We start from the raw sequence: 25,487 nt of genomic DNA on the forward strand, positions 1-25,487 counted from the left end.
TCTTCATGAGTAAGACAGATGTGGTTTTAGTAGAAGGTGCTCGTACACCTTTGGCAGAATTTTGCGGATCGTTTCGAGATGTTTCTGCCATTGATTTGGGAGCGATAGCTTCAAAGGAAGCGATAAAAAAGGCGAATGTCAATCCTGAGGAAATCGACCAAGTAGTGTTCGGAAATGTCCAACAATCCAGCCGTGATGCGCACTATTTGGCTCGACATGTAGGGTTAAAAGCGGGACTCTCTATTCATGTTCCAGCCTTAACTGTCAATCGCTTGTGCGGAAGCGGTCTAGAATCTATTTTAACCGCCGCGCGATATATTCTTACAGGAGAAGCGAACATGGTCTTAGCCGGAGGGGCTGAGAACATGAGTCAAGTTCCTCATGTCATTAGAGGGATGCGATGGGGGAGTCCGTTAGGCTCACCTACTATGGAAGATTGGGTGTGGGACGGTCTTTATGATACTTATGGAGATTGTACTATGGCTGTGACCGCAGAAAATTTAGCGGAAAAATATAAACTTTCTCGTGAAGAAATTGATGAATATGCTTTTTTAAGTCATCAAAAGACTCTAGCCGCCATGGAGAAGGGATATTTTAAGGAAGAAATCATTCCAGTTACTGTGAAGGATAAAAAGGGATCTAAGATTATTGATACGGATGAACATCCGAGAAACACGAGCATAGAACAACTGAGCAAATTGAAGGCTAGGTTTATTGAAGGAGGGGTTATTACACCGGGGAATGCTAGTGGAATGAATGATGCCGGAGCAGCAGTTGTTTTAGCTTCTGAAGAATATGCAATCAAAAAAGGGTTGAAGCCTCTTGCACGATTGGTTTCTTGGGATGTAGTCGGAGTGGAACCAGAGCTCATGGGGATCGGTCCAGCACCAGCCATCCGAGGCGCCCTGCGGAAGGCCAGTCTAAAATTGGAAGATTTGGACTTGATTGAAATCAATGAAGCCTTTTCTGCGCAATATTTGGCCTGTCAAAAGGAATTAGGATTTAATCCAAAAATTGGAAATGTGAATGGCGGGGCCGTTGCCTTAGGTCATCCTTTGGCAGTTTCGGGAACAAGAATTTCTTTATCTTTAATCTACGAACTTGATCGCAGGGGAAAGAAATATGGAGCATCATCTGTCTGTATCGGTGGAGGTCAAGGGATTGCTGCTATTTGGGAGCGACTGTAAGAAGGGAGGGTGAAAAATGAGCTACAATTTATCATTACCAGAGGTACTTAACCATTCGTCTCAAAAATTCCTAGAGAAAGAGGCGTTATATGATGGATATAGTCGTGTTACGTATGGAGAGTTGAAAAATCATGTTGAATATATAGCGTCAGCATTGTCCCAGCAGGGAATTGCAAAAGGCGACAGAGTGATTGTCTGCTTACCAAATTGGAATGAATTTGTAACGATATATTTTGCTATAGCACGATTAGGGGCTATTCTCATTCCATGTAATACACGTTATCGTACTACAGAGCTAGAATATATAGTAGAGAATTCTCAAGCAAAAGCAGTTTTTCTTATGGAGGATTTTCATCATATTGACCTCTTCAAACCATATTTGAATGGAACAAAAAAGTCTCACGCACTGGAATGCATTTTCACAGTGCGTTTTAAGCAAGATGGATATTATTCTTTTAATGAATTAATTGAGTTAGGACAAAAAACTCCAGCCCCGAAAGTTGTAATTGACCCAAAGGAAGATGTTTTCGCCATTTTATATACATCAGGTACAACCGGTAGACCAAAAGGAACGATGCTCACACATGAAAATGTGGTCTTTACAGCTAAACTATCAGCAGAATGGCTGCGGTGTAGTAGCTGTGATGTATTTTTAATAGCTGTTCCTGTTTTCCATATATTTGGAATGGTACCTGGCATTTTATCAGCTATTTCGTCAGCAGCCAAAATTGTATTTATGGAGAAATACAATGCAGAAAAAGCGTTAAAAATTATAGAACTAGAAAAAATCACAATTCATCATGGTGTTCCTACTATGTTTATTCTCGAGTTAAATCATCCTACCTTTACAAAAGTAGATTTAACATCATTACGTACAGGGATTATTGCATCCGCACCCTGTCCGGAAGAAATAGTCACCAAGATTCGAAGGGTCATGGGATGCGACATTGTCGTATCATATGGGTTAACCGAAACGTCTGCTGGTTTAACCTTTACTAGTTTTGATGATGATGATTCGATTCGTTCAGAAACGGTCGGGAAGGCAGCGCCTGGTGCAGAAATAAAGATTGTAGATGCAAAGCGAGAGGAAGTAGCATCTGGAGAAGTCGGCGAATTAGTATGCAGAGGCTTTGGGGTTATGAAAGGTTATTACCAAATGCCTGATCAAACAAGAGAAGCTGTTGATAAAGATGGATGGTTTTACACGGGTGATTTAGCGACAAAAGACGAAAGGGGTTACATACGGATAGTCGGGCGAAAAAAGGAGATGATCATTCGTGGAGGATATAATATTTATCCTAGAGAAATCGAGGAAGTTTTTTATAAGCACCCTAGTGTGCTCGAAGTAGCTATTATTGGATTACCTGATTCTGTTTTAGGCGAAATTTCTTGCGCCGTGATTAAACTAAAGCCTAATTATGTTGAAGATGAAGGTTCCATGAAGGATTACGTGAAAGATAAAATCGCAAATTATAAAATCCCTGATAGAATCGTCTTTATGGAAGAGTTGCCGATGACAGCAAGTGGAAAAATTAAGAAACTAGTATTACAGGATGTTATTAAAGAGAAGTTATATTCCTCTCTTCAGTAAACCTTGAATATTTTTCTAATTATTAATGAAATGTTTTAATCTGATAGGCTATTTCGTTTATATAAATCTAAGAATTTAATTCTGAATATTCTGCGTTTTATAAAGGTTAGAATTTATATGAATCAAGTAAAGCCGGCTTAGATTATATCAAACTTTAAAATCATGCCCGCCGGCTATTTTATGTAGAACTAGGATATTCAAGCTGAAAAACGGTATTGGATCGTTCATGATAACTTCGAAATGTTAAGGAGAGATATATATGAACAGTTATGATGATCAACATTATAAGAGACAAGTATTAGTTATTGGGGCTGGTCCAGTTGGTTTGACAGCGGCTTTGGCTTAGGGGTAGTTGATGATCAATTCTATGTACTGTAATCGGTACATTCTTTTTTAGATGACTAATGTCAGTGTGTTCAATTTTCATCGTTTTTTAACACCTGTAATTTTCGAAAAATATTAAATTGATTTCGGAGGTGTACGTATTGAACGCAATCAACACAACTCAAATTATTGACCGTAGTCGTTTTAGTTCGTTCCATATTTCTTTAGTTTTTTGGTGCTTTCTAATCATTCTTATTGATGGATATGATGCAGTAATATATGGTTCGGTCGTTCCAATTTTAATAGAAGAATGGGCAATGACACCCGTTACAGCAGGTACAATCGGCAGTTATACTGCTGCAGGGACAGCCCTTGGTGCTATATTGTTTGGGTTTTTAGCTGATAAAGTAGGAAGGAAAAAAGTAATTTTATTTTGTACTGCGCTCTTTAGTCTTTTTACGGCTTTAGCAGGGTTTGCCGAAGGACCTTTAGCTTTTACGGTATTACGTATTATAGCTGGATTAGGACTTGGAGGTGTTATGCCTAATGTTATCTCATTAACAACAGAATATGCTCCTAAACGAATAAGGACCGCTATAGTTTCATTTGTCTTTTGTGGTTATTCAGTTGGAGGCATTATAGCAGCGCTATTAAGTAAATCGATGCTGCCTACAATGGGATGGAAGCCGATATTTTGGGTTGCAAGCTTGCCTTTACTGTTACTTCCATTGATAGCTAAAGCAATACCTGAATCAGTAGGCTTTCTTTTGGATAAAAGTAAAGATAAAGAAATAAGTAATATACTTAGTAAATTAGATTCGGAGTACAAAATGAGTGAAAATGTTAAATTTGAAAGACCGCAAGTGAAGGAAAAAGGATCACCTATTGTTAAATTATTTGAAAAAAAGAGGGCTCTTAGTACCATCATGTTCTGGATTTCTTGCTTTAGTTGTTTTGTATTGATCTATACGATGAGTACATGGCTGCCAAAGTTAATGATTCAAGCCGGGTATGATTTAAGTTCAAGTTTAACATTTACGGCAATGATGAATGTCGGTGCCATAATAGGAACCATAATTTTTGGACGGTTAACTGATAAATGGGGATTCAAAAAGGTTATGATACCGCTTTATATTTGCGGAGCACTAGCTCTTTCAGCTATTGGCCTTACAAAGAGCTCATTGGTTGCATATATATTGATCGGTGTTATCGGTGCTGCATCAGTTGGTGTTCAAAATATAGGAAATGCTTTTGTTTCTCAATATTATCCGCCTTCAATGCGCTCAACTGGTATCGGAGCTACTATGGCATTCGGGAGAATTGGAGGTATTGTAGCACCTACATTTGTAGGAGTATTATTAACGATGAATTTACCGGCGAATATGAATTTTATAGTTATTGGAATAGCTGCAATAGTGGGAGCGATAGCTATACTATTTGTTCAAGAACGATACTCCGACTATAAAACTGAAGGCAAGAATGTAGATGTGTGGCAAAAAGATTTAGGAGAAAAAATGTAAAGATGATGGAAGAGTAATAAACATATGAGTTCGCGCAAATCATTTATAAAAATATAGGCTATGTAGGATGATATAGTAAACAATTTCGTTCTCCCCAAAAGCTACACTAAATTTAATAAATACACCAGTGATTATCTACTTTACATTATGTTGTCCCAATAGTGTTACCTCTATTGGGACATTTTATTTTTGTGAAAATGCAATAAAGCGAGCAAATGATATGAAGTATTATCAAAAAGGGGGCCTATGTGCAGACTGTATTTTTCTCGTATTAACAGGCTGCTCGTAAAAGCTCAATCGGTTTAACTAATAATCAGTGGGGAATGAAGACCCCTCCACTGATTAGAGTATCACTTTACCACGCCTTAACAGAATGAAATAACCTTTTTTACTTAATTTGTTATGATATGAGTATGAACTTTTTATTTAGGGAAGAAATATAACAAATAATAAGTACTCGACTCAGTGAGTTAAACAAAAGGATGTGTCGTGATGAATAAAGAGAAGAAATATACAGTTGTAGGTACTGATATTGATGAAGTGAGACGTTTAAATAAAAATTCCGGACTAACGTATAATCAAGTAAAAGAATTATTAGCAAAGCGAATGAACCGGAGATAAAAAGATTAAATAGAGCCATAAACAATTACGTTTATGGTTTGTTTATGTGTTTTAGAATATCGCCAATGACTAAAAGGATATGCTGATATAAATGTACACCTATAAATAAAAAAATCAGACAATTAAGAAGAAAAAAGTGGATTCTTTCAAACTAGTAAGAAAGAATGTCTTTAGGAGTTCATAAAATGTTATAAGATAGTAATGAATAAACGGTCAATATTTTCATAAATATATTGAATTTCTATCTATTGAAGGGGGCGATTAATTTTTAATGATTCAAATGAAAAATTTCTTTCAAAGCAGAGGATTTCAGAGGCTCCTTGTATTAGTCATTTTAGCCCTTATATTATACGGGCTAAAAAGCATGATTAATTTAATATTGATTACCTTTATCCTTACGTTTCTCATGGATCATTTTCAAAGATTTATTTCTGAAAAGCTTAATCGATATGTGAAGATAAATAGGAAAGTGATTATCGCTTTTTTATACATTGTTTTAGTAGCGTTTATTATTACTATTGTATATAAATATTTACCTGTATTGACAATACAGATTTCACAATTGATTCACCAGTTTAAGTTGTTTTTTAAAAATCCTCCTGATAATGAAATGATAAGATATGTGTTTACTGCAATTAATCAAATGGAAGTATCGAAGTATATTGAACAAGGTGTGGATGTGATTTATCAATCGTTAGCGAATATCGGAAAGGTAAGTTTACAAATTTTACTTTCTCTTATTTTAAGTTTATTTTTCTTGTTAGAAAAGGAGCGTATTATTGTTTTTACCTCTAAATTTAAAGGGAGTAAGCTGAGTATTTTCTACGAGGAAATTGCATACTTCGGTCAGAAATTTGCTCGTTCATTTGGAAAGGTTATTGAAGCGCAGTTTTTAATAGCTATTGTAAATTGTATTTTATCTGTTATTGCACTTTGGTTTTTAGGATTTCCACAGCTTCTTGTATTAGCAGTTATGATTTTTTTGCTGGGGCTCATTCCTGTTGCAGGTGTTATTATTTCACTATTTCCACTTTGTATCATTGCGTATAATATTGGGGGAATTGCATATGTCGTATACATATTAATTTTTATTACAGTTATTCATGCAATTGAAAGCTACATCTTAAATCCGAAGTTTATGTCTGCGAAAACAAATTTACCTATTTTTTATACATTTATGATTCTTATCTTTTCGGAGCATTTTTTAGGAATATGGGGGCTTATTATTGGGATTCCAATCTTTATCTTTTTACTTGATGTGCTTGAAGTATATGATGGAGAGAAAGCTCATCCACATACAGAATGAATTTTTAAGCTATGCAAAAAGCAATTCAAAATAATTGGATTGCTTTTTGCAAGGTCATAATCAACGTGCATTTTACAGTATAGGAGCCATAGTTTCTTTTAATACTTGAACAGAGTGATCGAACTTTAACTCTTCGTCTTCACTCAAATCAACTTCTAAAATTTCACGAACACCTTGACGATTTAAGACCGCAGGAACACCGATATAAACATCTTTTTGTCCATATTGCCCTTCAAGATATGCAGATACAGTTAATACGCTATTTTCATCATTTAAAATTGCTTTTGTTACGCGTAAAAGTGACATACCGATTCCATAATATGTAGCACCTTTTCGTTCAATGATGTGATAGGCTGCATCGCGAACGTTTATAAAGATTTCATCTAAATCTTTTTGGCTAACTTCATTATCTTTTTCAAGAATCGTTTGTAGTTTTTGGATTCCAATTGATACGTGACTCCAAACAGGAAGCTCTGTATCGCCATGCTCACCAATAATATAAGCATGAATATTGTGAGATCCAATATTAAAATATTCTCCTAGCATATAGCGGAAACGAGCAGAATCTAGAGTTGTACCCGAGCCAATTACTCGTTCTTTCGGTAAGCCAGATTCCTTCCAAGTTACGTAAGTTAAAATATCTACAGGGTTTGTAGCGATTAAGAAAATACCATCAAATCCGCTATCCATAATACTACGAACAATTTGTTTGAAAATTTTAGTGTTTTTTTCAACTAAATCTAAACGTGTTTCACCTGGTTTTTGTGGTAAACCAGCAGTAATTACAACAAGATCTGCATCTTTACAATCTTCATAGCTTCCTTTCCAAACTCTTGTTGGTGCTGGAGCAAAGGGAACTGCATGACTTAAGTCCATTGCTTCTCCTTCTGCTTTTGCTTCGTTTACATCAACGAGAACAAATTCTTCTGCAGCCCCTTGGTTAATCATACAGTAAGCGTAGCTACATCCTACTGCCCCAGTTCCGACTAATACAACACGGTTAATCCCTTTTTTCATATGACAAATCCTCGCAATTTCAATAATTTTTTATATGTAAAAAAAATAGGTATTACTATTATAGATTCAAATCTAGTTTATTACATTTCATGAAATATATACAATTATTTCAAAATCTGTTCATATCGGTATTAATTATAAGGAGTGAAACATAAGTATCTTTTAGCTGGGGTCAAAATCCATACTTTTACGGAGGATTTATAGCTCTTGAACTAAGACTAGACATCGACTTATAAATCGCAGTGGCTTGCGTACATTTTATAGGAGAACATACGACGTTAACACACGGTTAAATACCAAGAGCAAGTGGGTTACTTATGAAGTGAATCAACATAATGAGCTTGTTTTGTTTACAAATAGCAGCTGTTTTAATAAAATAATGAATATAAATCGTAATAATTACGCTTTGAAAAATAGAAACGCAGAAATGGATGGTCGGTAATATGAGTAAAGTAGAAATTCATATATTGGGTGGCTTTTTAGGTAGCGGAAAATCAACACTGTTACAAAATTTATTATTAGCAGAAAAAAAGAAAAATCGAAAAGTCGCTGTTTTAATGAATGAAATAGGAGAATACTCGGTAGATACAGATATTATAGGGAAGGAGAATGTTTTAAGAGAACTTCTAAAAGGATGTATTTGTTGTACATTAAAAGATGAGCTTGAGATTCAGTTACATTCTTTATACCAACAAGAAAGGCCGGATGTAATCTATATAGAAACAACAGGAGTTGCTCACCCAATTGAAGTGTTAGATGCATGCCTTTCACCTATTTTAGCTCCTTATCTTGACGTGAGATCCATTGTTGTTGTATTAGATGCACTGAGATGGTTAAAGCGTGATACACTAAGTAAAAATATTCAACAACTTTTACATGAACAAATCAAATACGGAAGTCATATCCTCATTAATAAATTAGATTTATTAAAAGATGAGGAGAAGAAAAAAGTTTTAGAAGAAGTAGCAGCAATAAATAAACATGCGAAATTGTATGAAACGCAGTATTGTAATATATCTTTAGAGGATATAGAGGGTGTGGAACTTACAGAAGATAAAGAACATGAAACATTACATATGAAGCAGCATTTACATATACAAACGATGACATATCAATTTACGAAATTAATTAATCAAGATCAATTATATGAATGGCTTTCCAATTTACCGCAGGAGATTTATCGTGTAAAAGGATTTGTGAAATTTCATGGAGAGAAATATCCGCACTTATTACAATACTCATTTGGTGTACCGATTTTATTGGAACAGGACTTTGGGTTTCCTACAAACTTGGTGATTATTGGTGAGAGTTTAGATAAGAAACAATTGGCAGAAGAATTAGGTGGATTAGAGAGTAACTCGATTTCATAATTTTTGTTGATATAGAAAAGCAGCGTAGAATTATAGATTCTACGCTGCTTTTGTATGTATAAAAATGATAGTGATTGGAAAGTTAATATTATTTAAAGAAAGCATAACCTTCATATGCTATAACAACTCTACCATTTGGAAGTTAGTTTTTTGTAGGGCTAAAATATTAGAAGAAGAGAACAGTTATTTTAATTTATTTGTTCCAGGAATGATATGTATAATTCATATAATTGTATGAACATTTACAAATGTATTGGAAGGGATTTGGAAATGTCTGGCGAATGTAGAGGTACTTCGAGAAATTTCTATTGACAACATAGTCTACATTATTAATAGCAAAAAGTCATGATTACGGATGGTTACTTTGGCGGATTTGATTCTATCAGAAAGTAAAGTATGGGGAGGATCACAATGTCAGCAAAAAAACGTAAGTGGCTAAAAATGGTGTTTACGGGATGTATTCTTGGTTCATTGTTAGTAACAGCAGGATGTTCAGGGAAAAAAGTAAGTACAGATGATGAGAAGACGATTAAGGTAGGTGTACTAGCTTCGTTAACAGGACCGCTTGAATCATATGGGAAACAAACGGTAAACGGGTTTGAACTAGGACTAGATTATGCAACAGGCGGGACAGGGAAAGTAGAAGGGAAGAAGATTAAGTTTGTTGTAGAAGATACGGAAACAAAAGCGGATGTAGCAGTTAAAAAAGCTACGAAACTATTAGAAGAAGAAAAGGTCGATTTTCTTGTTGGATCTTCGAGTTCAAGTGATACATTAGCAGTGTTACCATTAGCGGAAGAATATGAAAAAATAATGGTTGTTGAACCTGCGGTTGCAGATAGTATTACGGGGAAGAACTGGAATAAATATATTTTTAGAACAGGCAGAAATTCATCTCAAGATGCTATTGCTGGTGCTGCATCCATTGCTAAAAAAGATGTAAAGATTGCAACGTTTGCTCCAGATAACGCGTTTGGTCGTGAAGGAATTGCTGCGTTTAAAGCGGGAGCGAAGAAACTAGGGGCGAATATTGTAAATGAACAATATGCTGATACGAATTCTACTGATTTTACTGCAAATATTCAAAACATCATTAGTTCAAAACCAGATTATTTATTTGTTGTTTGGGCTGGTGCGAATTCACCATGGAAGCAATTAAAAGATATGAATGTAGAAGCACAAGGGATCAAGATTTCAACGGGCGCACCGGATATACCAGCATTAAAGACGATGGACGCATTAGTAGGCATGCAAGGATTTTCAGTGTATTATCATACACTTCCGAAAAATAAAGTAAACGATTGGCTAGTGGAAGAACATAAGAAGCGTTTCAATGGAACAGTTCCAGATTTGTTTACAGCTGGAGGAATGTCAGCTGCAATTTCCATTGTTGAAGGGTTAAAGAAAACAAAAGGAGATACAGATGTTGCTACGCTTATTAGGAAAATGGAAGGAATGGAATTTGAAACACCAAAAGGAAAAATGAAATTTAGAGAGAAAGACCACCAAGCTTTGCAAGCGCTTTATTCTATAACGTTACAAAAACAAGAGGGTATTGATTATCCAGTACCTGTTCTAGAGCGAGAATTAACAATGAAAGAAACCGAACCACCAATGCAAAATAAATAGACTGAATATTTAAAAAGATGCAAAGGGAGGAGGGAATCTCTCTTTACATCAACTTCTCTTTTTTATCCTGAAATATGAATTTTTTGAGGAGGGGATAGAGTGAAGAACTTGTTAGAGACTAGAAATCTTTGTGTCTCATTTGGAGAACATCATGTTATTAAAGACGTAAATTTGATGGTACCAAAAGGAAAACTTATTTCTATTATTGGACCTAACGGAGCAGGGAAGACAACTCTATTTAACTTGTTAAGTGGACAAATTCCCCCAACAAAAGGTCAGATTTATTTTAAAGAACGTGACATTACAAAGTTATCGATTCCAGAGCGAACCCGCCTTGGTATGGGACGCTCTTTCCAGCTTACAAATATTTTTCCGGAATTAACAGTGATTGAAAATGTACGCTTAAGTGTACAGTCGTTCGTTCAAGATTATTATAGTTTTTTTCCAAACTTCTCACGATTCAAGCAGCAGACGGGAGAGGCGAGGCGTCTTCTGAAGACAGTATTGCTTCACGAAAAAGAAGAAGTGCTAGCGAAAGATTTAGCACATGGGGAAAAGAGAAAATTAGAATTGGCCATGCTGCTAGCGCTCAGAACAGATGTATTACTACTTGATGAACCAACAGCGGGTATCTCTGTTGAGGAAGTCCCGGTTATTCTTCAAGTGATAGAGAATATAAAGAAAAATCGTGAGAATACAATTGTACTTATTGAACACAAAATGGATATGGTTTTACATGTATCTGATCATTTAATTGTATTATTTCATGGCGAGTTATTGGCCGAAGGGTTACCAGAAGAGATTATGAAGGATGAACGTGTACAAACGGCGTACTTAGGGGGATTATATGGTGACACTATTAAAAGTGGATAATATAGAAACGCATTTGGATCAGTTTCATATTTTGCAAGGTGTTTCTTTTATGGTTGAGAAAGGAACAATTACCGTATTGTTTGGAAGAAATGGCGCTGGAAAAACAACAACTTTACGTTCAATTATGGGGTTTCATCGGATTTCTAATGGAGAAATTTATTATTGTGATGAGAAAGTAAATGGTTTATCTACCCATCTGATTTCGCGAAAAGGAATGGGTTATGTGCCAGAAAATCAAGGGATCTTTCATGATTTAACGGTAGAAGAAACATTTGCCCTTGCGGGAGCGAAGAAAGGGCTAGAGGTCGCAGGGAAAGTAGAATGGATGCTCGATTTATTTCCAGATTTAAAGCAATATTGGAATAAAAAAAGTGGGTTGTTGAGCGGAGGACAAAAGCAAATGCTGGCGATTTCAAGAGCATTCATTAATAGTGATGGATTGCTATTAATTGATGAGCCAAGTAAAGGATTAGCACCGATTATGATTGAAAAGTTAATGTCGGCAATTTTGAAAATGAAAGAGAAAACAACTGTTTTACTTGTGGAACAAAATTTTATGATGGCAAGCCAGATCGGTGATTATTTTTACATTATGGATAACGGGAGAATTGTTCATAACGGTCCGATGCATGAATTGAAGGAAGATAAGGAAACGTGTCATAAGTATTTAGGGATTTCTTAACATTGATACGAAGGAGGTATAGAACGTGGATGTGTTAGTGAACTTGTTTGTAAACGGCATTTCAACAGGTATGCTTATTTTCTTATTAGCATCTGGACTGTCACTTATTTTTGGTTTAATGAGTGTACTCAATTTTGCTCATGGTGGATTGTTTGCATGGGGAGCTTTTACAGGTGTGTGGTTATTTAATATGACAGATAGTTATGTAATTGCATTAATAGGGGCGATTTTGATGGGAATGTTTCTCGGTTTCGTTTTAGAAAGATTTCTTATTCGTCCTGTTTATGGAAATCATGTTCGTCAGCTTCTCGTTACACTTGGTGGAATGCTCGTACTTAGTGAATGTATAAAAGTATTTTGGGGACCGAATCCAATTAGTGCTAAATTACCAACATGGTTACAAGGAAGCTATACATTTGATGGAGTTATATTAATTAAGTATCGTTTATTTGTGATTGTTATTGGAGTCATGATTTACATCGGCTTGATGTTGTTATTACGTAAAACAAAAATAGGTCTTATGATTCGTGCAGGTGTAATGGATAAAGAAATGGTTCAAGCACTTGGTATAAATGTAAAAGCTATATTTTCATTTGTCTTTTTATTAGGGGCTGGAATGGCGGCATTAGGCGGTTTTCTTCTTGCGCCATATTCAGGAGTTATTTTTGCTGAAATGGGTATGCAGTATGCTATTTTAGCATTTATTGTTGTCATTATTGGAGGGTTAGGCAGCGTACAAGGTTCAGCGATCGCGTCTTTAATTGTAGGGTTGGCTGGAGCGTTTACGGCTTATTATATACCTGATTTATCACTTGCAATCAATATGTTAATGTTGTTGTTTTTCTTAATAGTCAAGCCGACAGGACTCGTTGATGAAAAGGGGTGAAATGGTGAAAAGCACATTTAATCGGGCTGGGGTATATTTTGGGATAGCTGTATTGGTTTGTTTAAGCGTGTTCCCTTTTGTAAATGATTCGCGAAGTTTACTCATTTTGTTTACACAAATTTTCATCTTTGCTATATTTGCGATGAGTTTTGATCTTCTCCTTGGTTATACAGGAATTGTTTCATTCGGTCATTGTATGTTTTTTGGAATAGGAGCCTATTGTGTGGCGCTTTTATTTGATCGATATGAGGTTTCGGTGCTTAGCTTTTTTATTGGCATTGCGATCGCGATTGTACTATCAGCGATAATTAGTTATATAGTTGGCTTACTCTCTTTACGGTTAAAAAGCCACTTCTATGCAATGCTAACACTGGCTATTTCCCAATTATTCTTTGTACTTGCTGAAAAGTGGCGAGCTGTCACGCATGGGGGAGATGGCTTTACATTCGGTGTACCTGATATGTTTCGTGACCGGTTCATATTTTACTACATTACACTCGTATGTCTACTTGTGATTTTTTTATTGCTTCGTCTATTTACTCAATCTTCTATCGGAAAAGTTTTGAAGGCAATTTCGCAAAATGAGCAACGAGTAGAAGCACTTGGATATAAGGTTCTTCACTATAAAATTATTGCGAGCATCGTTGCGGGAGTAGTAGCAGCGATTAGCGGTGGTTTGTTTGTTATTACATTACGATTTATAAATACATCTGTTTTTTCAATTGAAATGACTTTGAATGCTTTATTGATGGCAATGATAGGGGGAGTTGGGACACTAATCGGGGCGATTGCAGGCGCAGGGATTATTGAATCTCTAAAGTATTATTTATCAGAACTGGCGGCGCAGTATCCAATCTTTGAGCGATGGACGATTTTCCTTGGGTTATTATATATCATTGTGTTATTAGGTTTTCCAACAGGATTGATTGGAGCGATTAAAAAAATAAGAAATATAACCAAGAAGAAGAGGATAGAGAAAGGTAAGAAAGTTGAGCATAGTGCATGAAACCTGTCCTCAATATTCAAAGAGAAATGCAGAAAGTAGCAGCGAGTTAGCAATCATCGAGGAGAAGCACCTATCTCATAAAGTTTTACTTTATGAGATTTTTTGCGTGCATTTCAATCATCATTTTTTGATGATATATTAAATGAAGAAGAACAAAAAATTATATACGTTTATGACCCGTGTTCTTAAGTATAGCGAAAAAAAGAATTACCAGCAGAGTAATTTTTTTATGTATAATTTATGGAGATTTAACAGTTGAAGAGCTTGGGACAAAGTTAGATTCACCTCTGTTTTTAGAAGAAAGAAGAAAAGAAATAGAAGAAAAACTAGTGCGATTTTAGTAAATGGTATGGAAAAAGCCGACACGAATTCTTTTCGTATCAGCTCATTCAAAACGGTACATCTTTTTTAAAAACATCGTAACTATATTTTAAATTCACATCCACTCAAACTTCTTTATTACTCAATTTAAAAAGCATATACAACCTCTTGGCGAGAAATTGCGGTGTATATGGCATGTCCCTATGTAACCACTTTACAATCGTTCCAATTAAAGCTGAGGAACCGTACCAAATAGCAATATCTTTTGGAATATCTTTAGTAGCGAGAAAGGAGTCACTTTCTGCTCTCTCTGTTATATGCTCTGAAAGTGTATTTAACAAACGTTCTGTAAAAATCGGTGTTCGTCTAGAACCAAGAACTACTTTATAGAATTTAGCATTGTCAGTAATGTATTCAAGTAGGTCTACGAGTTTTAACCATTCTATATCCTCAGAAGAATCTGAGGGGGTTTTTGTACTCGTTATTGTCTTCTCAATATCCTCAACCATTTCCTGTGCCATTTTCTCTAACATGTCTTGAATATCACGATAGTGGAGATAAAACGTAACACGATTAATAGTCGCACGTTCTGCAAGTCTATTAACTGTTATTTTGTTAATATCCATCTCGTGTAGAAGATCTATTAAAGCCGCTTTTATTAACTGGCGTGTACGAATAATTCGAGGGTCTACACGGGACTTTGGATGTTCTGTCATGTCTAATCACCTTTCTCATTGATCGCAAATTTACAATATTTTAAGTTTTGTCTATTATCTTCGATTTTATCAACAGAAATCGTAAAAGTGATAACTAATATACAGTTATTGGGAAATTGTCTGTTGTCATAATAACCTTTAATAATGTAATTTATATAGTGTAAATTATTCAACACTTTGTAAAAAAAGTCTACATTAAAATTAGAAAGGATAAGAGAGAATTGCATAATCAAACTGAAACAGTCCCCAATTCGATAAAAAAAGGACCTATTATGTTCATTATGATTTTAGGTGCTTTTCTTGCAACATTAAACCAAACACTCATGAGTGTCGCTACTCCTGAACTTATGGTTGAATTTAAGATTTCGGCTACAACAGCCCAGTGGTTAACAACCGGTTACATGTTAGTAAACGGCGTTTTAATTCCTATTACCGCCTATTTAATGCAACGGTTTACCACAAGGGAACTCTTTCAAACTTCCATGTTTATATTTCTAGCCGGAACCATAGTTTCAGCTGTAGCAACAGGATTCCCTGTCTTGTTAACCGGACGTATGATTCAGGCAGCCGGTGCAGGAGTCATTATGCCATTGCTTACGCATGTTATTTTGACCATCTTCCCTCACGAAAAGAGAGGAGCAGCTATGGGAATGGTGGGACTTGCCGTCATTTTTGCGCCGGCAATTGGTCCTACAATTGCTGGATACATTCTTGAAAACTACAAATGGGAAACGATGTTTTACGGAATGATTCCATTTGCTGTCCTTGTTATTGTACTAGGATTCATTTATCTCCGAAATGTATCTGAACGAATCAAGACAAAATTTAATAGCCTAAGCGTCATTCTCTCTACCATTGGTTTCGGTGCATTAATTTATGGTTTCAGCCAGGCCGGAAGTCTTGGATGGTCAGATATAGAGGTACTAGGTACGATTGCTGTAGGAATATTAGCCCTTGTGCTCTTTTCATGGAGGGAATTAAGATTACAAAATCCATTGCTTGACTTACGTGTATTTAAATACAATATGTTTTCTTTAACAACAATCATTAATATCGCAGTTACTATGGTTATGTATGCAGATATGATGTTACTTCCGTTATACCTCCAAGATATGCGTGGTTACACAGCTATTGAGTCTGGTCTTCTGCTACTTCCAGGTGCACTGGTAATGGGATTCCTTATGCCAGTTACCGGTAAGCTATTCGATCGCTTCGGTGCGAAATGGTTAGCTATTATTGGAATGACAATTACCATTATTACAACAAGTGGTTTTATCAACTTGACGGACTCCACTAGTTACATCTATTTGATCCTCATGTCAACAGGGCGCCGCGTAGGGATGGCCTTAATGATGATGCCTATACAGACTGCGGGTCTAAATCAATTGCCACAACGGTTAAATGCACATGGAACAGCAATAAGCAATACGATTCGTCAAGTTGCTGGTGCCGTCGGTACTTCGCTTCTTGTGACAGTGATGACGGACCGTACGAAATCACATCTGCAGGATATGATTCCTACCGCAACTGCTAAAGGCTTAACTCAAGGAGAGCTTGTTACAAAAGCCTCCATACAGGGGATTAATGACGCCTATCTTGTCATCATTGGAATTGGTATCATCGGATTACTACTTTCCTTCTTTATAAAGAAAGTTAAACGGGCTTCCGAATTAGAATCTAACAATCCTGTAGAGATGGTAACGACAGAGAAATTAAGTACAAATTAAAAGCCATTTGAGTTTCTGAATAAAAAAAGAAGCAATTTATACCATTTGTTAGTCAACATGTTTGCAGTACATCGCTTCTATCTTTATGCAGACTGGAAATGTGATGTACTCCAAATATGATTATTTATAGAGTGACTTATACAATTTTTATTTTTAAGGAGGAATATCAGTGAGTAAAGAAGTCATTGCAATTACAGAAATCCTTAATTTCCAGACACGTACTGAAGAGTTTTTTCCTTTAAAGTGGTATAAAGAAATGCTTCACAATCATTCTGTTTATTTTCACGAAGAAACGAATACATGGAATGTGTTTAAGTATGAAGATGTTAAACAGGTGTTAACCAATTATGAAGTCTTTTCAAGTCAGGGGCCTAGAAGCGGTCTTTTTGTCGGCGATAATAAAAAGCAAGAAAGCACTTCACCTATAACAATGATTACGTTCCTTGATCCTCCTGATCATCGAAAAGTGCGTTCCTTATTAGCAGCAGCTTTCACTCCCCGCAGTTTAAAAGAGTGGGAACCTCGTATTCAACAAATTGCAACAGAGCTTGTAGAAAATATACAAGAAAACACTACAATTAATATTGTGGAAGCTTTGGCGTCCCCTTTACCTGCTCTAGTAATTGCCGATTTATTCGGCGTACCTGCACAAGGTCAAGGTCAGTTTAAAGAATGGGTTGATATTTTGTTCCACCCATACGACAAAGAAAGGTTAGAAGACCTTGAACAACAAAAACAAAAGGCAGCGAAAGAATATTTTGAATACCTTTACCCTATTGTAGTTCAAAAACGTTCGAACCTTTGTGATGATATTATCTTGGATTTGATTCAAGCTGAAGTAGATGGGGAAAAATTGACGGATAATGAAATTGTACAGACAACTATGTTACTTTTAGGGGCAGGTCTTGAAACAACTAGTCACGCAATAGCAAATACATTCTATTCATTGCTTTATGATGACAAGTCATTATATGGAACACTAAGAAATGATATAGGGTTAGTCCCAAAAGCTGTTGAAGAAATGCTTCGATATCGTTTTCATATTTCAAGGAGAGATCGTACGGTCAAACAGGATAATAATCTATTAGGGGTTGAGTTAAAACAAGGTGATGTAGTCGTTGCTTGGATGAGTGCATCTAATATGGATGAAAACATGTATAGTGATCCTTTCTCTATAGATATTCATCGTTCAAACAATAAAAAGCACCTGACTTTCGGAAGTGGTCCGCATTTTTGTTTAGGTGCACCTCTTGCACGATTAGAAATGAAAATTGCATTAGAGGCATTCTTACAAAAATTTTCTAGTATCGAATCAGTAGAAGGGTTTGAATTAGAAAAAAACTTAACTCCTTCTGCTACGGGACAGTCCTTGACTTATCTACCAATGAAAGTTTATAAGGAGTCCTGCCGACAAACCGCGGATATCGTACGTTATCAAGATCTAAATTGTGAAAATTCATAAAAATTAAGGGATGATACATATTACACATGACTAATATGTATCATCCCTTTTACTTTTTGTTCCATAATCGGGCCAGATTGTGGAGGAGCGTTTTAAAAGAAAATTGGGCAGGTTAGTTGAAAAAAGGTTGTGAATAGGTATGGTTATTTTACGAAAATTGGATAGTAGCAAATTTAAAATATTGCTATAGACTTCATCAAACGGTATATAGTAAGGATGATTTGAATTTTCTTATTTGTAATTATATAAGACATACAGATTCGAGTCTTTAGATAGTCGCTTAAAGAGCTATCTTTAAGCCGTTCTAAGGGCTTTTTTGTTGTTCCCGTAAGTTTGAACGCTAGTAAAAATCATTAAATTATTGGAGGTGATGGAATGAAACTTGCCTTGCAAAGGCAGCGAAGGGATGTGTTGTGGTGCTGTCCTAACTCAAATGAACGAAAGAATATTCTGTTTAGAAAGGAGAGAGTATTATCCGCTTTATAAGTGGGTTTAGAACAAAGCGGATAAAGGCAATACTGAGCCATAGTAGGAATGTATGTGAAAGGATGAGTATATGTTTGAAGAAGATGGAATAGTGTTACTTATGGAACCTGTAGATGAAAGAAATCTTAGGAAATTCATTTTGACTATACCTCAGTCAATTTATAAGAGGAAAGAAATTTCTTTACAGTATGGAGCGGCTATAGGAGAAGGATACACAAGTATTATTGAGGAAATCATCAGTGTACATATAGCACCTGAAGTTATAACAGCTATAGGATATGTAAGAGAGGAAACGGCATGATAAAGGAATTGACATACTTGAGTGAGTCTTAAGTATGTCTTTTTTAGATGTATTTGTATGTATATATACAAATGAAGTTACATATATAACTTATTTGTAGGTGATATATGAGGGGAAAATAAAAAATGATTGGGATCAACGTTTTGTAGGGTCTCTATACGATATGACGTGAAGATTCGTATTCGTGCTTTTTCCTCTTTTTAACCATGAAAAGCACGTATGTTTTCCAAAATTGATTAAGAAAAGGAAAATGCAAAGTTTTGCTAGAATATATAATTTGAGGTAAGGAAAATGAAAACAAAATAGCTAACATTTTTAGACGATAGTATAACGAAAGGAATATGTGTTTATGAATAATCCTCCACTTAACTACGTTTAAAGTAGGGGTACTCATTCGGTAAAATCTGATAGATGTATAGAAGAAACAATAGGTTAGTATTCATTTAGGAGGTAAAATATGAAATTAAAAAAGCCTATATTACTTGTGTTTTTATTTACAATTGGTTTAATGGGATGTTCTGTCATTGAAGAAGGTAAGAATTCAATTGATTACGCTCAAAAGGCAACAGACTATGTGAATGAAGTAAGTACGTTTGCAAATGAAGCGCCGGGATTAGTAGAAAAAGCAATCAATGATAGTACTGCTCGCAAAGAATTAGAAACTAAACTCAGAGAAATTCAAAAGGATATTCCAGCTTTTAATGAATTGACACCTCCTGATGTAGCAAAGGACATTCATCAGCAAATTGTTGGATATAATGAAAAGTTAAATGAATTAATTGATACAACTATGAAAAAGATAGAAGAAGGAAAATTAGATGTAGAACAATTCAAAAACTCGGAACTTATGCAGACAGTTCAACAACTTAAAGATTTGAAAGATAAGATTCAAAATTTAGGGCAGTAAATATAGATTGAAAAAAGTCCGTTATGTATAAATGGGCTTTTTTAAATTGAAGGTATAACAATAAGGCGTTTACTTATTATTTAGAAAAAACGATACCTTTTAGCCGATTAAACTATTTGGGAGATGTATACGTTGCTGGTGAAGAATGGGGGAGATATCGATTGTATCTCCTTTTTGTAAAGTGTTAAGTAGAATCATTGTATCAACCATTTTATGTCCAATTGAAAAAATTGCGGGAATAAGATTTGAAAATTCTTATTATTGGATATTTTATAGTGTAACATATCTTTAGCCAATAATCTTAAAAGAATATGTATAGTAGATTATTAATCTACTGTTTGCCCTTGACGATTTAAAGCCATTGTTGTTATGGTTAAATTTGAAATTATAATAGGTTGAGTAAAAGGAGTTTTCGTGATGAAAAGGTTAGGGTGGAGAAGAGTAACGATACTATGTGTTGTTCTTTTAGGTATATGTTGGTTCTTTTTCCATGGAAGTATATTAGAAAAGAGCGGTACGAATGTTTCAAAAGCAAAAGAAAAGACGGCGATAGATGGTTCGCTTTTGCAGGTAGCAGAGCTTCCAAAGACAGGACTAACTGAAAAAGAAATCCCACAAAAGTATGTCCCGGAAGTAGAAGCAAAAGCAGCAATAATCATTGATGCAAATGATGGACAAATTATGTATAAAAAGCATGAAGAGGATGTGCTTGCTCCAGCGAGCATGTCAAAGATGATGACAGCTTATATTCTTTTAGAAAATATACATAAAGGAAAGATTCATTGGGATGATCAAGTGAAAATAAGTGCGAAATCAGCACAAACAGAAGGTGCCAGAATTCCAGTACAAGCGGGGGATGTAGTGACAGTTAGAGATTTATACCATGCACTAATGCTTGAGTCTGCAAATAATTCTGCGGTGGCTTTAGCAGAACATATAGCGAAGACAGAGCAAGAGTTTGCACAACTTATGAATAAAACAGCCGAACAATTGGAGTTATCAGAAGCGACTAAATTTGCAAATGCTTCTGGGCTACAGGAAGCAGACGGCAGTGAAACAAAGATGACTGTAGCTGATGTAGCGAAGTTAGCGTATCATCTTGTGAAAGATTATCCAGAGATAGTAGAGGTCACACATTTACGTCAAAGTCAGTTAGCATTTAAAAGTACGACTGTTACAAGTACAAATGAAATGTTGAATCCATCTAACCAAGAACTTTATATAGAAGGAATGGATGGGCTGAAAACAGGATTCACTGATAGTGCAGGTTATTGTTTTACAGGGACTGCGAAACAAGGTGATAAACGAATTATAACAGTTGTTATGGGTACGGAAAGTAAAATGAAACGTTTTACAGAAACGCATAAACTAATGTCTTATGGCTTCCAGATTGTTAAGTAAGTGAGGAATCTAATTTGAAGGAAAACAGCTTGTTTGAAACTCGAATTGAGTGGGAAATAAGCTGTTTTTTATTTAATGGGGAATATAAAAAGTGTTAACAACACAAAATGAAGAAGTATGAGTGAGAAAGTTTGAATTTGTTTTTGTTTGCTGATATTATAAAGTTATAAACTTATTATTGATAAGTTAGAGGTGTATATAACATTATACATATTAGTAAGCCTCAAAATAAAATTGGAGGGAATTAGTATGGCAAAAGATTTTTATTCAGCAATTGAAGACAGAAGATCCATTTATGCAATTAGTAAAGAGCAAGTTGTTTCTGATGAAAAAATTCAAGAAGTAGTAAATCATGCCGTAAAGTATACACCTTCATCTTTTAATTCTCAAAGTGCAAGGGTTGTTGTTTTATTAGGTGAGCAACATGACAAACTATGGGATATTACGAAAGAAACCTTACGAAAAATTGTACCAGAAAATAATTTTGCACCAACCGAAGAAAAAATGCATGCATTTAGAAGTGGTTATGGAACAGTTTTGTACTTTGAAGATAGTAAAGTAATAGAAGAACTTCAAGAAAAGTTTACGTTATATAAAGAAAATTTCCCGACTTGGTCCCAGCAATCATCAGGAATGCTGCAATTTGCGATTTGGACAGCATTAGAAATTGAAGGATTTGGTGCAACGCTACAACATTATAATCCATTAATTGATGAAGAAGTGAGAAAAGAATGGGATATTCCAGACACTTGGAAGCTGATTGCACAAATGCCATTTGGTAAACCAGTTGCACCAGCAGGGGAAAAAGAATTTCAGCCGTTAGAAACTCGAGTGAAAATTTATAAATAAAGTAGCAAAGGATTATCAATTTTGATAATCCTTTTTCTGTGCCTGTTATAGAATATCTTTATAATTTATAAGGATTTTCTTTTGCTAATTCATGTCTTTGTTGTTTTATAGCCATTTTTAATGTATTCTTTTTTCTTTCAATGGGTTCTACTTTTTTGAATGTTAGTAAGGATAGTAAGTATACGAGTGCATAATGAAATTCGGTATAATGTTTTGAACTATTATCAATAATGTGCTCCATAGATAAAAATGAACCTCCTAATATTTAAATATGCAGTAGTCAATTTATCCCGCATTAATGGGCAGTAAGAACCGGATTGGTGAGGGTTGGTTAAAGCTTCATTTTATCATTTTCAGGTTAAATATTCCATTTTAGATTTTAAGGTTTATAAAATCCCTAAATAATCCCCTATATTTTTTTCAATGAGAAGTACCGTTACGATGATAAATAAAATTCAGATGATCCCGTACATATAGATTTATTAGAGAATTATATATGGCACGATATATTAGTCAATCGTTTGGTGAAAGATTGTGATCAAAATATGGATTCTTGGATTGCTCCAGAGCGAGATAAATTCTTTTTTATATAAATTTCATTTTTTAGAATAATATATGGTTGATAAATGTTTAAATTTTTGTAATGATAAGAAGGTGGCTCATGGAAAGAACTTCTTTGTATGGAAATAGTTAATGCTATTTTGAAAGAGCGGTAGAAAAATAAATTCGTCACAGAGGTATTATGCTTTTATTAGTGCTGCATGTGAAGAAAGAATACTACTGGAAATTTCGGTTGGATTTATAATAAATAGGAAGTTTATTATTGCGAAGCTGTATTTGAAGATGAAGTTCACATGAAGTTCACACAAAATTCACGTCAATCATTTAAAATGATTAACGTGTGAAAAATAAAACTCTTGTTAAAAAATGGAACTTGATGAATATTTTGCTTTTATAATATTGTAAAGTATTAAGTTTGTATTTTTTTAAAGAGGATAGTAGGGAAAGGAAGTAAATACAACTTATGAAGAAAGTAATAGCAGGTTTAGCAGCAGCGTCTGTAGCTGGTATGGCAGTTCCTGGAATGGATTCGGCTCATGCACAAGTATCAGAAGATGCATTAAAAGAAATCAATGGAAAAACACAAACACAAACACAAACACAAACTCAAACTCAAACTCAAACAACAGTAGCTGAAACACCAAAAGTGAATTCTGAGCTAAAATACACAGTGACAGCTGATGTATTGAATGTACGTACAGGTGCTAGTACAGGACATGATATTATTGCTAAAGTACAAGAAGGTCAAGTGTTACAAGTAATCGGTCAAGAAAATGGCTGGTTTAAAGTAAACGTAAATGGTCAAACAGGCTATGTAAGCGGTGATTTTGTAACAACTGGTGAGAAAAAAGGAACTGCTGTTCAACAAGGAACAGGTAACTATACAGTGAAAGTTTCTTCACTTAATGTACGTACAGGCCCTAGCGCTTCTCATACAGTTCTAGGTACTGTAAGCAAAGGACAAACTGTACAAGTTGTCGGTGAAGTACAAGACTGGTTCAAAATTAACTACAATGGCGAAACTGGCTATGTAAGTAAAAACTTTGTATCAAAAGGCGGTACAACTACAAATGTAGGTACAGAAACGCAACAACCAAGCAACAATGAAATGACAATTCGAAAAGATGGTTCATATGTTGTTGATACTGGGGCGTTACGTGTACGTACAGGTCCAGCTACATATAATGCTGTAATTGGTGGCGTATTACAAGGCCAAACATTACAAGTTATTGGTGGAGAAAACGGTTGGTATAAAATTAACCACCAAGGAAAAACAGGTTATGTTAGTGCAGATCATGTTAAGTTTGTAAAAGGTGGTACAGCAAATGTAACTACGCCTTCTCGTCCAACAACTGGCGGTGAGCAAGGAAATACACAAACAGAAAAGCCGCAAACAGAAAAACCAACAACACCATCTGCTAATGGCTCATCAATTGTGTCTATTGCACAATCATTAAATGGTTCACCATATAAATGGGGAGGCACAACACCTGCTGGTTTTGACTGCAGTGGTTACATTTACTATGTATTAAAACAAGCAGGCCATTCTGGTGCACGTCAAACTGTTTCTGGCTACTGGAGTAGCAAGCAACATACTAGCAATCCACAACCAGGTGATTTAGTATACTTTAGCAATACTACTGGTTCTGGTGGTATGACTCATATGGGTATTTACTTAGGAAATGGTCAGTTCATCAGTGCAGAAACTGAAAAAACTGGTGTAAGAATTAGCTCAGTAAATAACCCTTACTGGAGCAAACATCTAGCAGGTTACACAAAAGCGTAATAAGAGAATCTTATTCTTAAATATCATAAGGAAAAGCTTTCTAGGAAACTAGAAAGCTTTTTTTCTATTTTATATGTTTACTTTAATGATTGTATTTACGAATCAAGTAAAAATTTAGAATACAAATCGTGAAAATAGTTAGGACGAAATAAGTTTGCAGCGTGACCTGCTAACGGAATTTCTTTATATAAAACGTTTGGAAGAATGGATTTTAAATCAAATAAACAGGATTTATATAGATGATCGTGTTCTCCCATTACCCAAAGAATAGGTTGTGATAGTTCTCTTAGTCGAGATTTTAAATCGAATTCTAGACGGTGTTTGAGTGATTGGGCAATAATAGATGAGTGCAATTGCAATCCAAAGCGATAATAAATGTTTTTTGAAATGACAGCAAAAGGATTAGCTTTTAATACACCACTTGGGAAAATTGTATTTGCATATTGATAAAGCCAAGTGGAATATTCATTTTCACGTTTGTCCCAAAACTTTCGAAAGACGTTATACAAAAGGGATGGATTATTGTAATGACCACCAATATGACAAAGGCTTAATACCTTCTCTGGATACGTGTGAGCAAATATAGTAGCGATATAACAACCATAGCTTAGGGCGCAAATATGAGCCTCTTGAATACCTTCTTTTTCATAAAGGTCTGATAATTGCTGTACTAGTCTGTCTAAAGAAAAGTCTATTGCTTGTCCTTTGTCTTCACCATGACCTAGTAAATCATACGTTATAATATTGTAAGAAGGAGAAAATCGTTTATATTCTTTTTTGAAGGCACGACGATTTCCGACTAATCCGTGAATGAATATAATGGTTTTCTTTTCAGAATTCTTTTTTGCTTGCACGGTATAGGTATACCCCTTTCGATGAATGAAGATTAGATAGATGTGTATGCTATGAAAATATATATATTTTCCATAGTTATATATGAGTAATCATTCTATAGTTT

At 35.1% G+C, this 25,487-nt stretch carries 22 protein-coding genes and 1 pseudogene; 19 read left to right on the forward strand and 4 right to left on the reverse strand.

What is annotated here, in order from left to right:
* Window positions 1-5 precede the first annotated feature (5 nt).
* The 5 genes from BLV40_RS07280 (at window position 6) to BLV40_RS07300 (ending at window position 6,549) form a co-directional block, all read left to right on the forward strand.
* Complete coding sequence (locus BLV40_RS07280; protein WP_090688552.1) at window positions 6-1,187, forward strand: acetyl-CoA C-acetyltransferase; 1,182 nt, start codon at window positions 6-8, stop codon at window positions 1,185-1,187.
* Between the two features lie 16 nt (window positions 1,188-1,203).
* Window positions 1,204-2,778, forward strand: a complete 1,575-nt coding sequence (locus BLV40_RS07285; RefSeq protein WP_090688554.1) for an AMP-binding protein — start codon at window positions 1,204-1,206, stop codon at window positions 2,776-2,778.
* A 485-nt stretch (window positions 2,779-3,263) separates the two neighbouring features.
* Window positions 3,264-4,622, forward strand: a complete 1,359-nt coding sequence (locus tag BLV40_RS07290) for an MFS transporter (protein ID WP_090688557.1) — start codon at window positions 3,264-3,266, stop codon at window positions 4,620-4,622.
* Between the two features lie 492 nt (window positions 4,623-5,114).
* Window positions 5,115-5,243: a hypothetical protein gene (locus BLV40_RS29605; protein ID WP_090688560.1), complete on the forward strand. Its 129-nt coding sequence runs from the start codon at window positions 5,115-5,117 to the stop codon at window positions 5,241-5,243.
* A gap of 271 nt (window positions 5,244-5,514) precedes the next feature.
* On the forward strand, window positions 5,515-6,549 hold the full coding sequence (locus BLV40_RS07300; RefSeq protein ID WP_090688563.1) for an AI-2E family transporter: 1,035 nt from the start codon (window positions 5,515-5,517) through the stop codon (window positions 6,547-6,549).
* A 72-nt stretch (window positions 6,550-6,621) separates the two neighbouring features.
* Here the strand turns inward: BLV40_RS07300 and BLV40_RS07305 are convergent, their stop codons facing one another.
* Window positions 6,622-7,566: an L-lactate dehydrogenase gene (locus BLV40_RS07305; protein ID WP_026591967.1), complete on the reverse strand. Its 945-nt coding sequence runs from the start codon at window positions 7,564-7,566 to the stop codon at window positions 6,622-6,624.
* A gap of 443 nt (window positions 7,567-8,009) precedes the next feature.
* Between BLV40_RS07305 and BLV40_RS07310 the strand changes: the two genes are divergently transcribed.
* The 6 genes from BLV40_RS07310 (at window position 8,010) to BLV40_RS07335 (ending at window position 14,012) form a co-directional block, all read left to right on the forward strand.
* Window positions 8,010-8,936, forward strand: a complete 927-nt coding sequence (locus BLV40_RS07310) for a CobW family GTP-binding protein (protein WP_035414962.1) — start codon at window positions 8,010-8,012, stop codon at window positions 8,934-8,936.
* Window positions 8,937-9,347: 411 nt separating this feature from the next.
* Window positions 9,348-10,565 (forward strand): substrate-binding domain-containing protein, encoded by a 1,218-nt coding sequence (locus BLV40_RS07315; protein WP_090688565.1) that lies wholly within the window; start codon window positions 9,348-9,350, stop codon window positions 10,563-10,565.
* 99 nt (window positions 10,566-10,664) lie between these two features.
* Window positions 10,665-11,438 carry an ABC transporter ATP-binding protein gene (locus tag BLV40_RS07320; RefSeq protein WP_090688567.1) on the forward strand — a complete coding sequence of 258 codons (774 nt, stop codon included), beginning with the start codon at window positions 10,665-10,667 and terminating at the stop codon, window positions 11,436-11,438.
* Complete coding sequence (locus tag BLV40_RS07325) at window positions 11,416-12,120, forward strand: branched-chain amino acid ABC transporter ATP-binding protein (RefSeq protein WP_090689933.1); 705 nt, start codon at window positions 11,416-11,418, stop codon at window positions 12,118-12,120. The genes BLV40_RS07320 and BLV40_RS07325 overlap by 23 nt, the downstream gene beginning before the upstream one ends.
* A gap of 25 nt (window positions 12,121-12,145) precedes the next feature.
* Window positions 12,146-13,006 carry a branched-chain amino acid ABC transporter permease gene (locus tag BLV40_RS07330; protein ID WP_026591962.1) on the forward strand — a complete coding sequence of 287 codons (861 nt, stop codon included), beginning with the start codon at window positions 12,146-12,148 and terminating at the stop codon, window positions 13,004-13,006.
* A 1-nt stretch (window position 13,007) separates the two neighbouring features.
* Window positions 13,008-14,012, forward strand: a complete 1,005-nt coding sequence (locus BLV40_RS07335) for a branched-chain amino acid ABC transporter permease (RefSeq protein WP_090688569.1) — start codon at window positions 13,008-13,010, stop codon at window positions 14,010-14,012.
* A 446-nt stretch (window positions 14,013-14,458) separates the two neighbouring features.
* On the opposite strand, the gene BLV40_RS07340 is transcribed toward BLV40_RS07335, so the two are convergent.
* A complete protein-coding gene (locus tag BLV40_RS07340; protein WP_090688570.1) occupies window positions 14,459-15,049 on the reverse strand; it encodes a TetR/AcrR family transcriptional regulator in 591 nt (196 codons plus the stop codon).
* Window positions 15,050-15,270: 221 nt separating this feature from the next.
* Here BLV40_RS07340 and BLV40_RS07350 point away from each other — a divergent pair, with 221 nt between their 5' ends.
* The 6 genes from BLV40_RS07350 to BLV40_RS07375 all read left to right on the forward strand — a co-directional run bounded on the left by BLV40_RS07350 (window position 15,271) and on the right by BLV40_RS07375 (window position 22,182).
* Entirely contained in the window at window positions 15,271-16,776 is a 1,506-nt protein-coding gene (locus BLV40_RS07350) for a DHA2 family efflux MFS transporter permease subunit (protein ID WP_090688574.1), read from the forward strand.
* A gap of 169 nt (window positions 16,777-16,945) precedes the next feature.
* Complete coding sequence (locus BLV40_RS07355; RefSeq protein WP_090688577.1) at window positions 16,946-18,238, forward strand: cytochrome P450; 1,293 nt, start codon at window positions 16,946-16,948, stop codon at window positions 18,236-18,238.
* 556 nt (window positions 18,239-18,794) lie between these two features.
* Window positions 18,795-19,025 carry a hypothetical protein gene (locus BLV40_RS07360; RefSeq protein WP_026591958.1) on the forward strand — a complete coding sequence of 77 codons (231 nt, stop codon included), beginning with the start codon at window positions 18,795-18,797 and terminating at the stop codon, window positions 19,023-19,025.
* Window positions 19,026-19,482: 457 nt separating this feature from the next.
* Window positions 19,483-19,932: a DUF6376 family protein gene (locus BLV40_RS07365; protein ID WP_090688579.1), complete on the forward strand. Its 450-nt coding sequence runs from the start codon at window positions 19,483-19,485 to the stop codon at window positions 19,930-19,932.
* A gap of 417 nt (window positions 19,933-20,349) precedes the next feature.
* Window positions 20,350-21,333 carry a D-alanyl-D-alanine carboxypeptidase family protein gene (locus BLV40_RS07370; RefSeq protein ID WP_090688582.1) on the forward strand — a complete coding sequence of 328 codons (984 nt, stop codon included), beginning with the start codon at window positions 20,350-20,352 and terminating at the stop codon, window positions 21,331-21,333.
* 249 nt (window positions 21,334-21,582) lie between these two features.
* Window positions 21,583-22,182: a nitroreductase family protein gene (locus BLV40_RS07375; protein ID WP_026591955.1), complete on the forward strand. Its 600-nt coding sequence runs from the start codon at window positions 21,583-21,585 to the stop codon at window positions 22,180-22,182.
* A gap of 58 nt (window positions 22,183-22,240) precedes the next feature.
* Here the strand turns inward: BLV40_RS07375 and BLV40_RS07380 are convergent, their stop codons facing one another.
* On the reverse strand, window positions 22,241-22,423 hold the full coding sequence (locus BLV40_RS07380; RefSeq protein WP_026591954.1) for a hypothetical protein: 183 nt from the start codon (window positions 22,421-22,423) through the stop codon (window positions 22,241-22,243).
* A gap of 214 nt (window positions 22,424-22,637) precedes the next feature.
* Here BLV40_RS07380 and BLV40_RS29095 point away from each other — a divergent pair.
* Window positions 22,638-22,775: pseudogene (locus tag BLV40_RS29095) on the forward strand (TrmB family transcriptional regulator); the annotation flags it as partial.
* Between the two features lie 431 nt (window positions 22,776-23,206).
* The gene (entFM, locus tag BLV40_RS07390) at window positions 23,207-24,529 is read left to right on the forward strand and encodes an enterotoxin EntFM (RefSeq protein ID WP_090688584.1); all 1,323 of its coding nucleotides are present in this window, start codon (window positions 23,207-23,209) and stop codon (window positions 24,527-24,529) included.
* A gap of 95 nt (window positions 24,530-24,624) precedes the next feature.
* Here entFM and BLV40_RS07395 read toward each other — a convergent pair whose 3' ends face one another.
* The gene (locus BLV40_RS07395) at window positions 24,625-25,383 is read right to left on the reverse strand and encodes an alpha/beta fold hydrolase (protein ID WP_090688586.1); all 759 of its coding nucleotides are present in this window, start codon (window positions 25,381-25,383) and stop codon (window positions 24,625-24,627) included.
* Window positions 25,384-25,487: the final 104 nt, after the last annotated feature.

This window comes from Bacillus sp. 166amftsu (genome assembly GCF_900107445.1).
In the GTDB taxonomy this organism is placed as follows: Bacteria; Bacillota; Bacilli; order Bacillales; family Bacillaceae_G; genus Bacillus_A; species Bacillus_A arachidis.

Bases quoted from the DNA above. Each gene is read 5' to 3' on its own strand.
- BLV40_RS07370 (WP_090688582.1), top strand. From the start codon at position 20,350: ATGAAAAGGTTAGGGTGGAGAAGAGTAACGATACTATGTGTTGTTCTT.
- BLV40_RS07340 (WP_090688570.1), bottom strand. From the start codon at position 15,049: ATGACAGAACATCCAAAGTCCCGTGTAGACCCTCGAATTATTCGTACA.
- BLV40_RS07300 (WP_090688563.1), top strand. From the start codon at position 5,515: ATGATTCAAATGAAAAATTTCTTTCAAAGCAGAGGATTTCAGAGGCTC.
- BLV40_RS07280 (WP_090688552.1), top strand. From the start codon at position 6: ATGAGTAAGACAGATGTGGTTTTAGTAGAAGGTGCTCGTACACCTTTG.
- BLV40_RS07360 (WP_026591958.1), top strand. From the start codon at position 18,795: ATGTTTGAAGAAGATGGAATAGTGTTACTTATGGAACCTGTAGATGAA.
- BLV40_RS07365 (WP_090688579.1), top strand. From the start codon at position 19,483: ATGAAATTAAAAAAGCCTATATTACTTGTGTTTTTATTTACAATTGGT.
- BLV40_RS07375 (WP_026591955.1), top strand. From the start codon at position 21,583: ATGGCAAAAGATTTTTATTCAGCAATTGAAGACAGAAGATCCATTTAT.
- BLV40_RS29605 (WP_090688560.1), top strand. From the start codon at position 5,115: ATGAATAAAGAGAAGAAATATACAGTTGTAGGTACTGATATTGATGAA.
- BLV40_RS07285 (WP_090688554.1), top strand. From the start codon at position 1,204: ATGAGCTACAATTTATCATTACCAGAGGTACTTAACCATTCGTCTCAA.
- entFM (WP_090688584.1), top strand. From the start codon at position 23,207: ATGAAGAAAGTAATAGCAGGTTTAGCAGCAGCGTCTGTAGCTGGTATG.
- BLV40_RS07310 (WP_035414962.1), top strand. From the start codon at position 8,010: ATGAGTAAAGTAGAAATTCATATATTGGGTGGCTTTTTAGGTAGCGGA.
- BLV40_RS07380 (WP_026591954.1), bottom strand. From the start codon at position 22,423: ATGGAGCACATTATTGATAATAGTTCAAAACATTATACCGAATTTCAT.
- BLV40_RS07305 (WP_026591967.1), bottom strand. From the start codon at position 7,566: ATGAAAAAAGGGATTAACCGTGTTGTATTAGTCGGAACTGGGGCAGTA.
- BLV40_RS07315 (WP_090688565.1), top strand. From the start codon at position 9,348: ATGTCAGCAAAAAAACGTAAGTGGCTAAAAATGGTGTTTACGGGATGT.
- BLV40_RS07335 (WP_090688569.1), top strand. From the start codon at position 13,008: ATGGTGAAAAGCACATTTAATCGGGCTGGGGTATATTTTGGGATAGCT.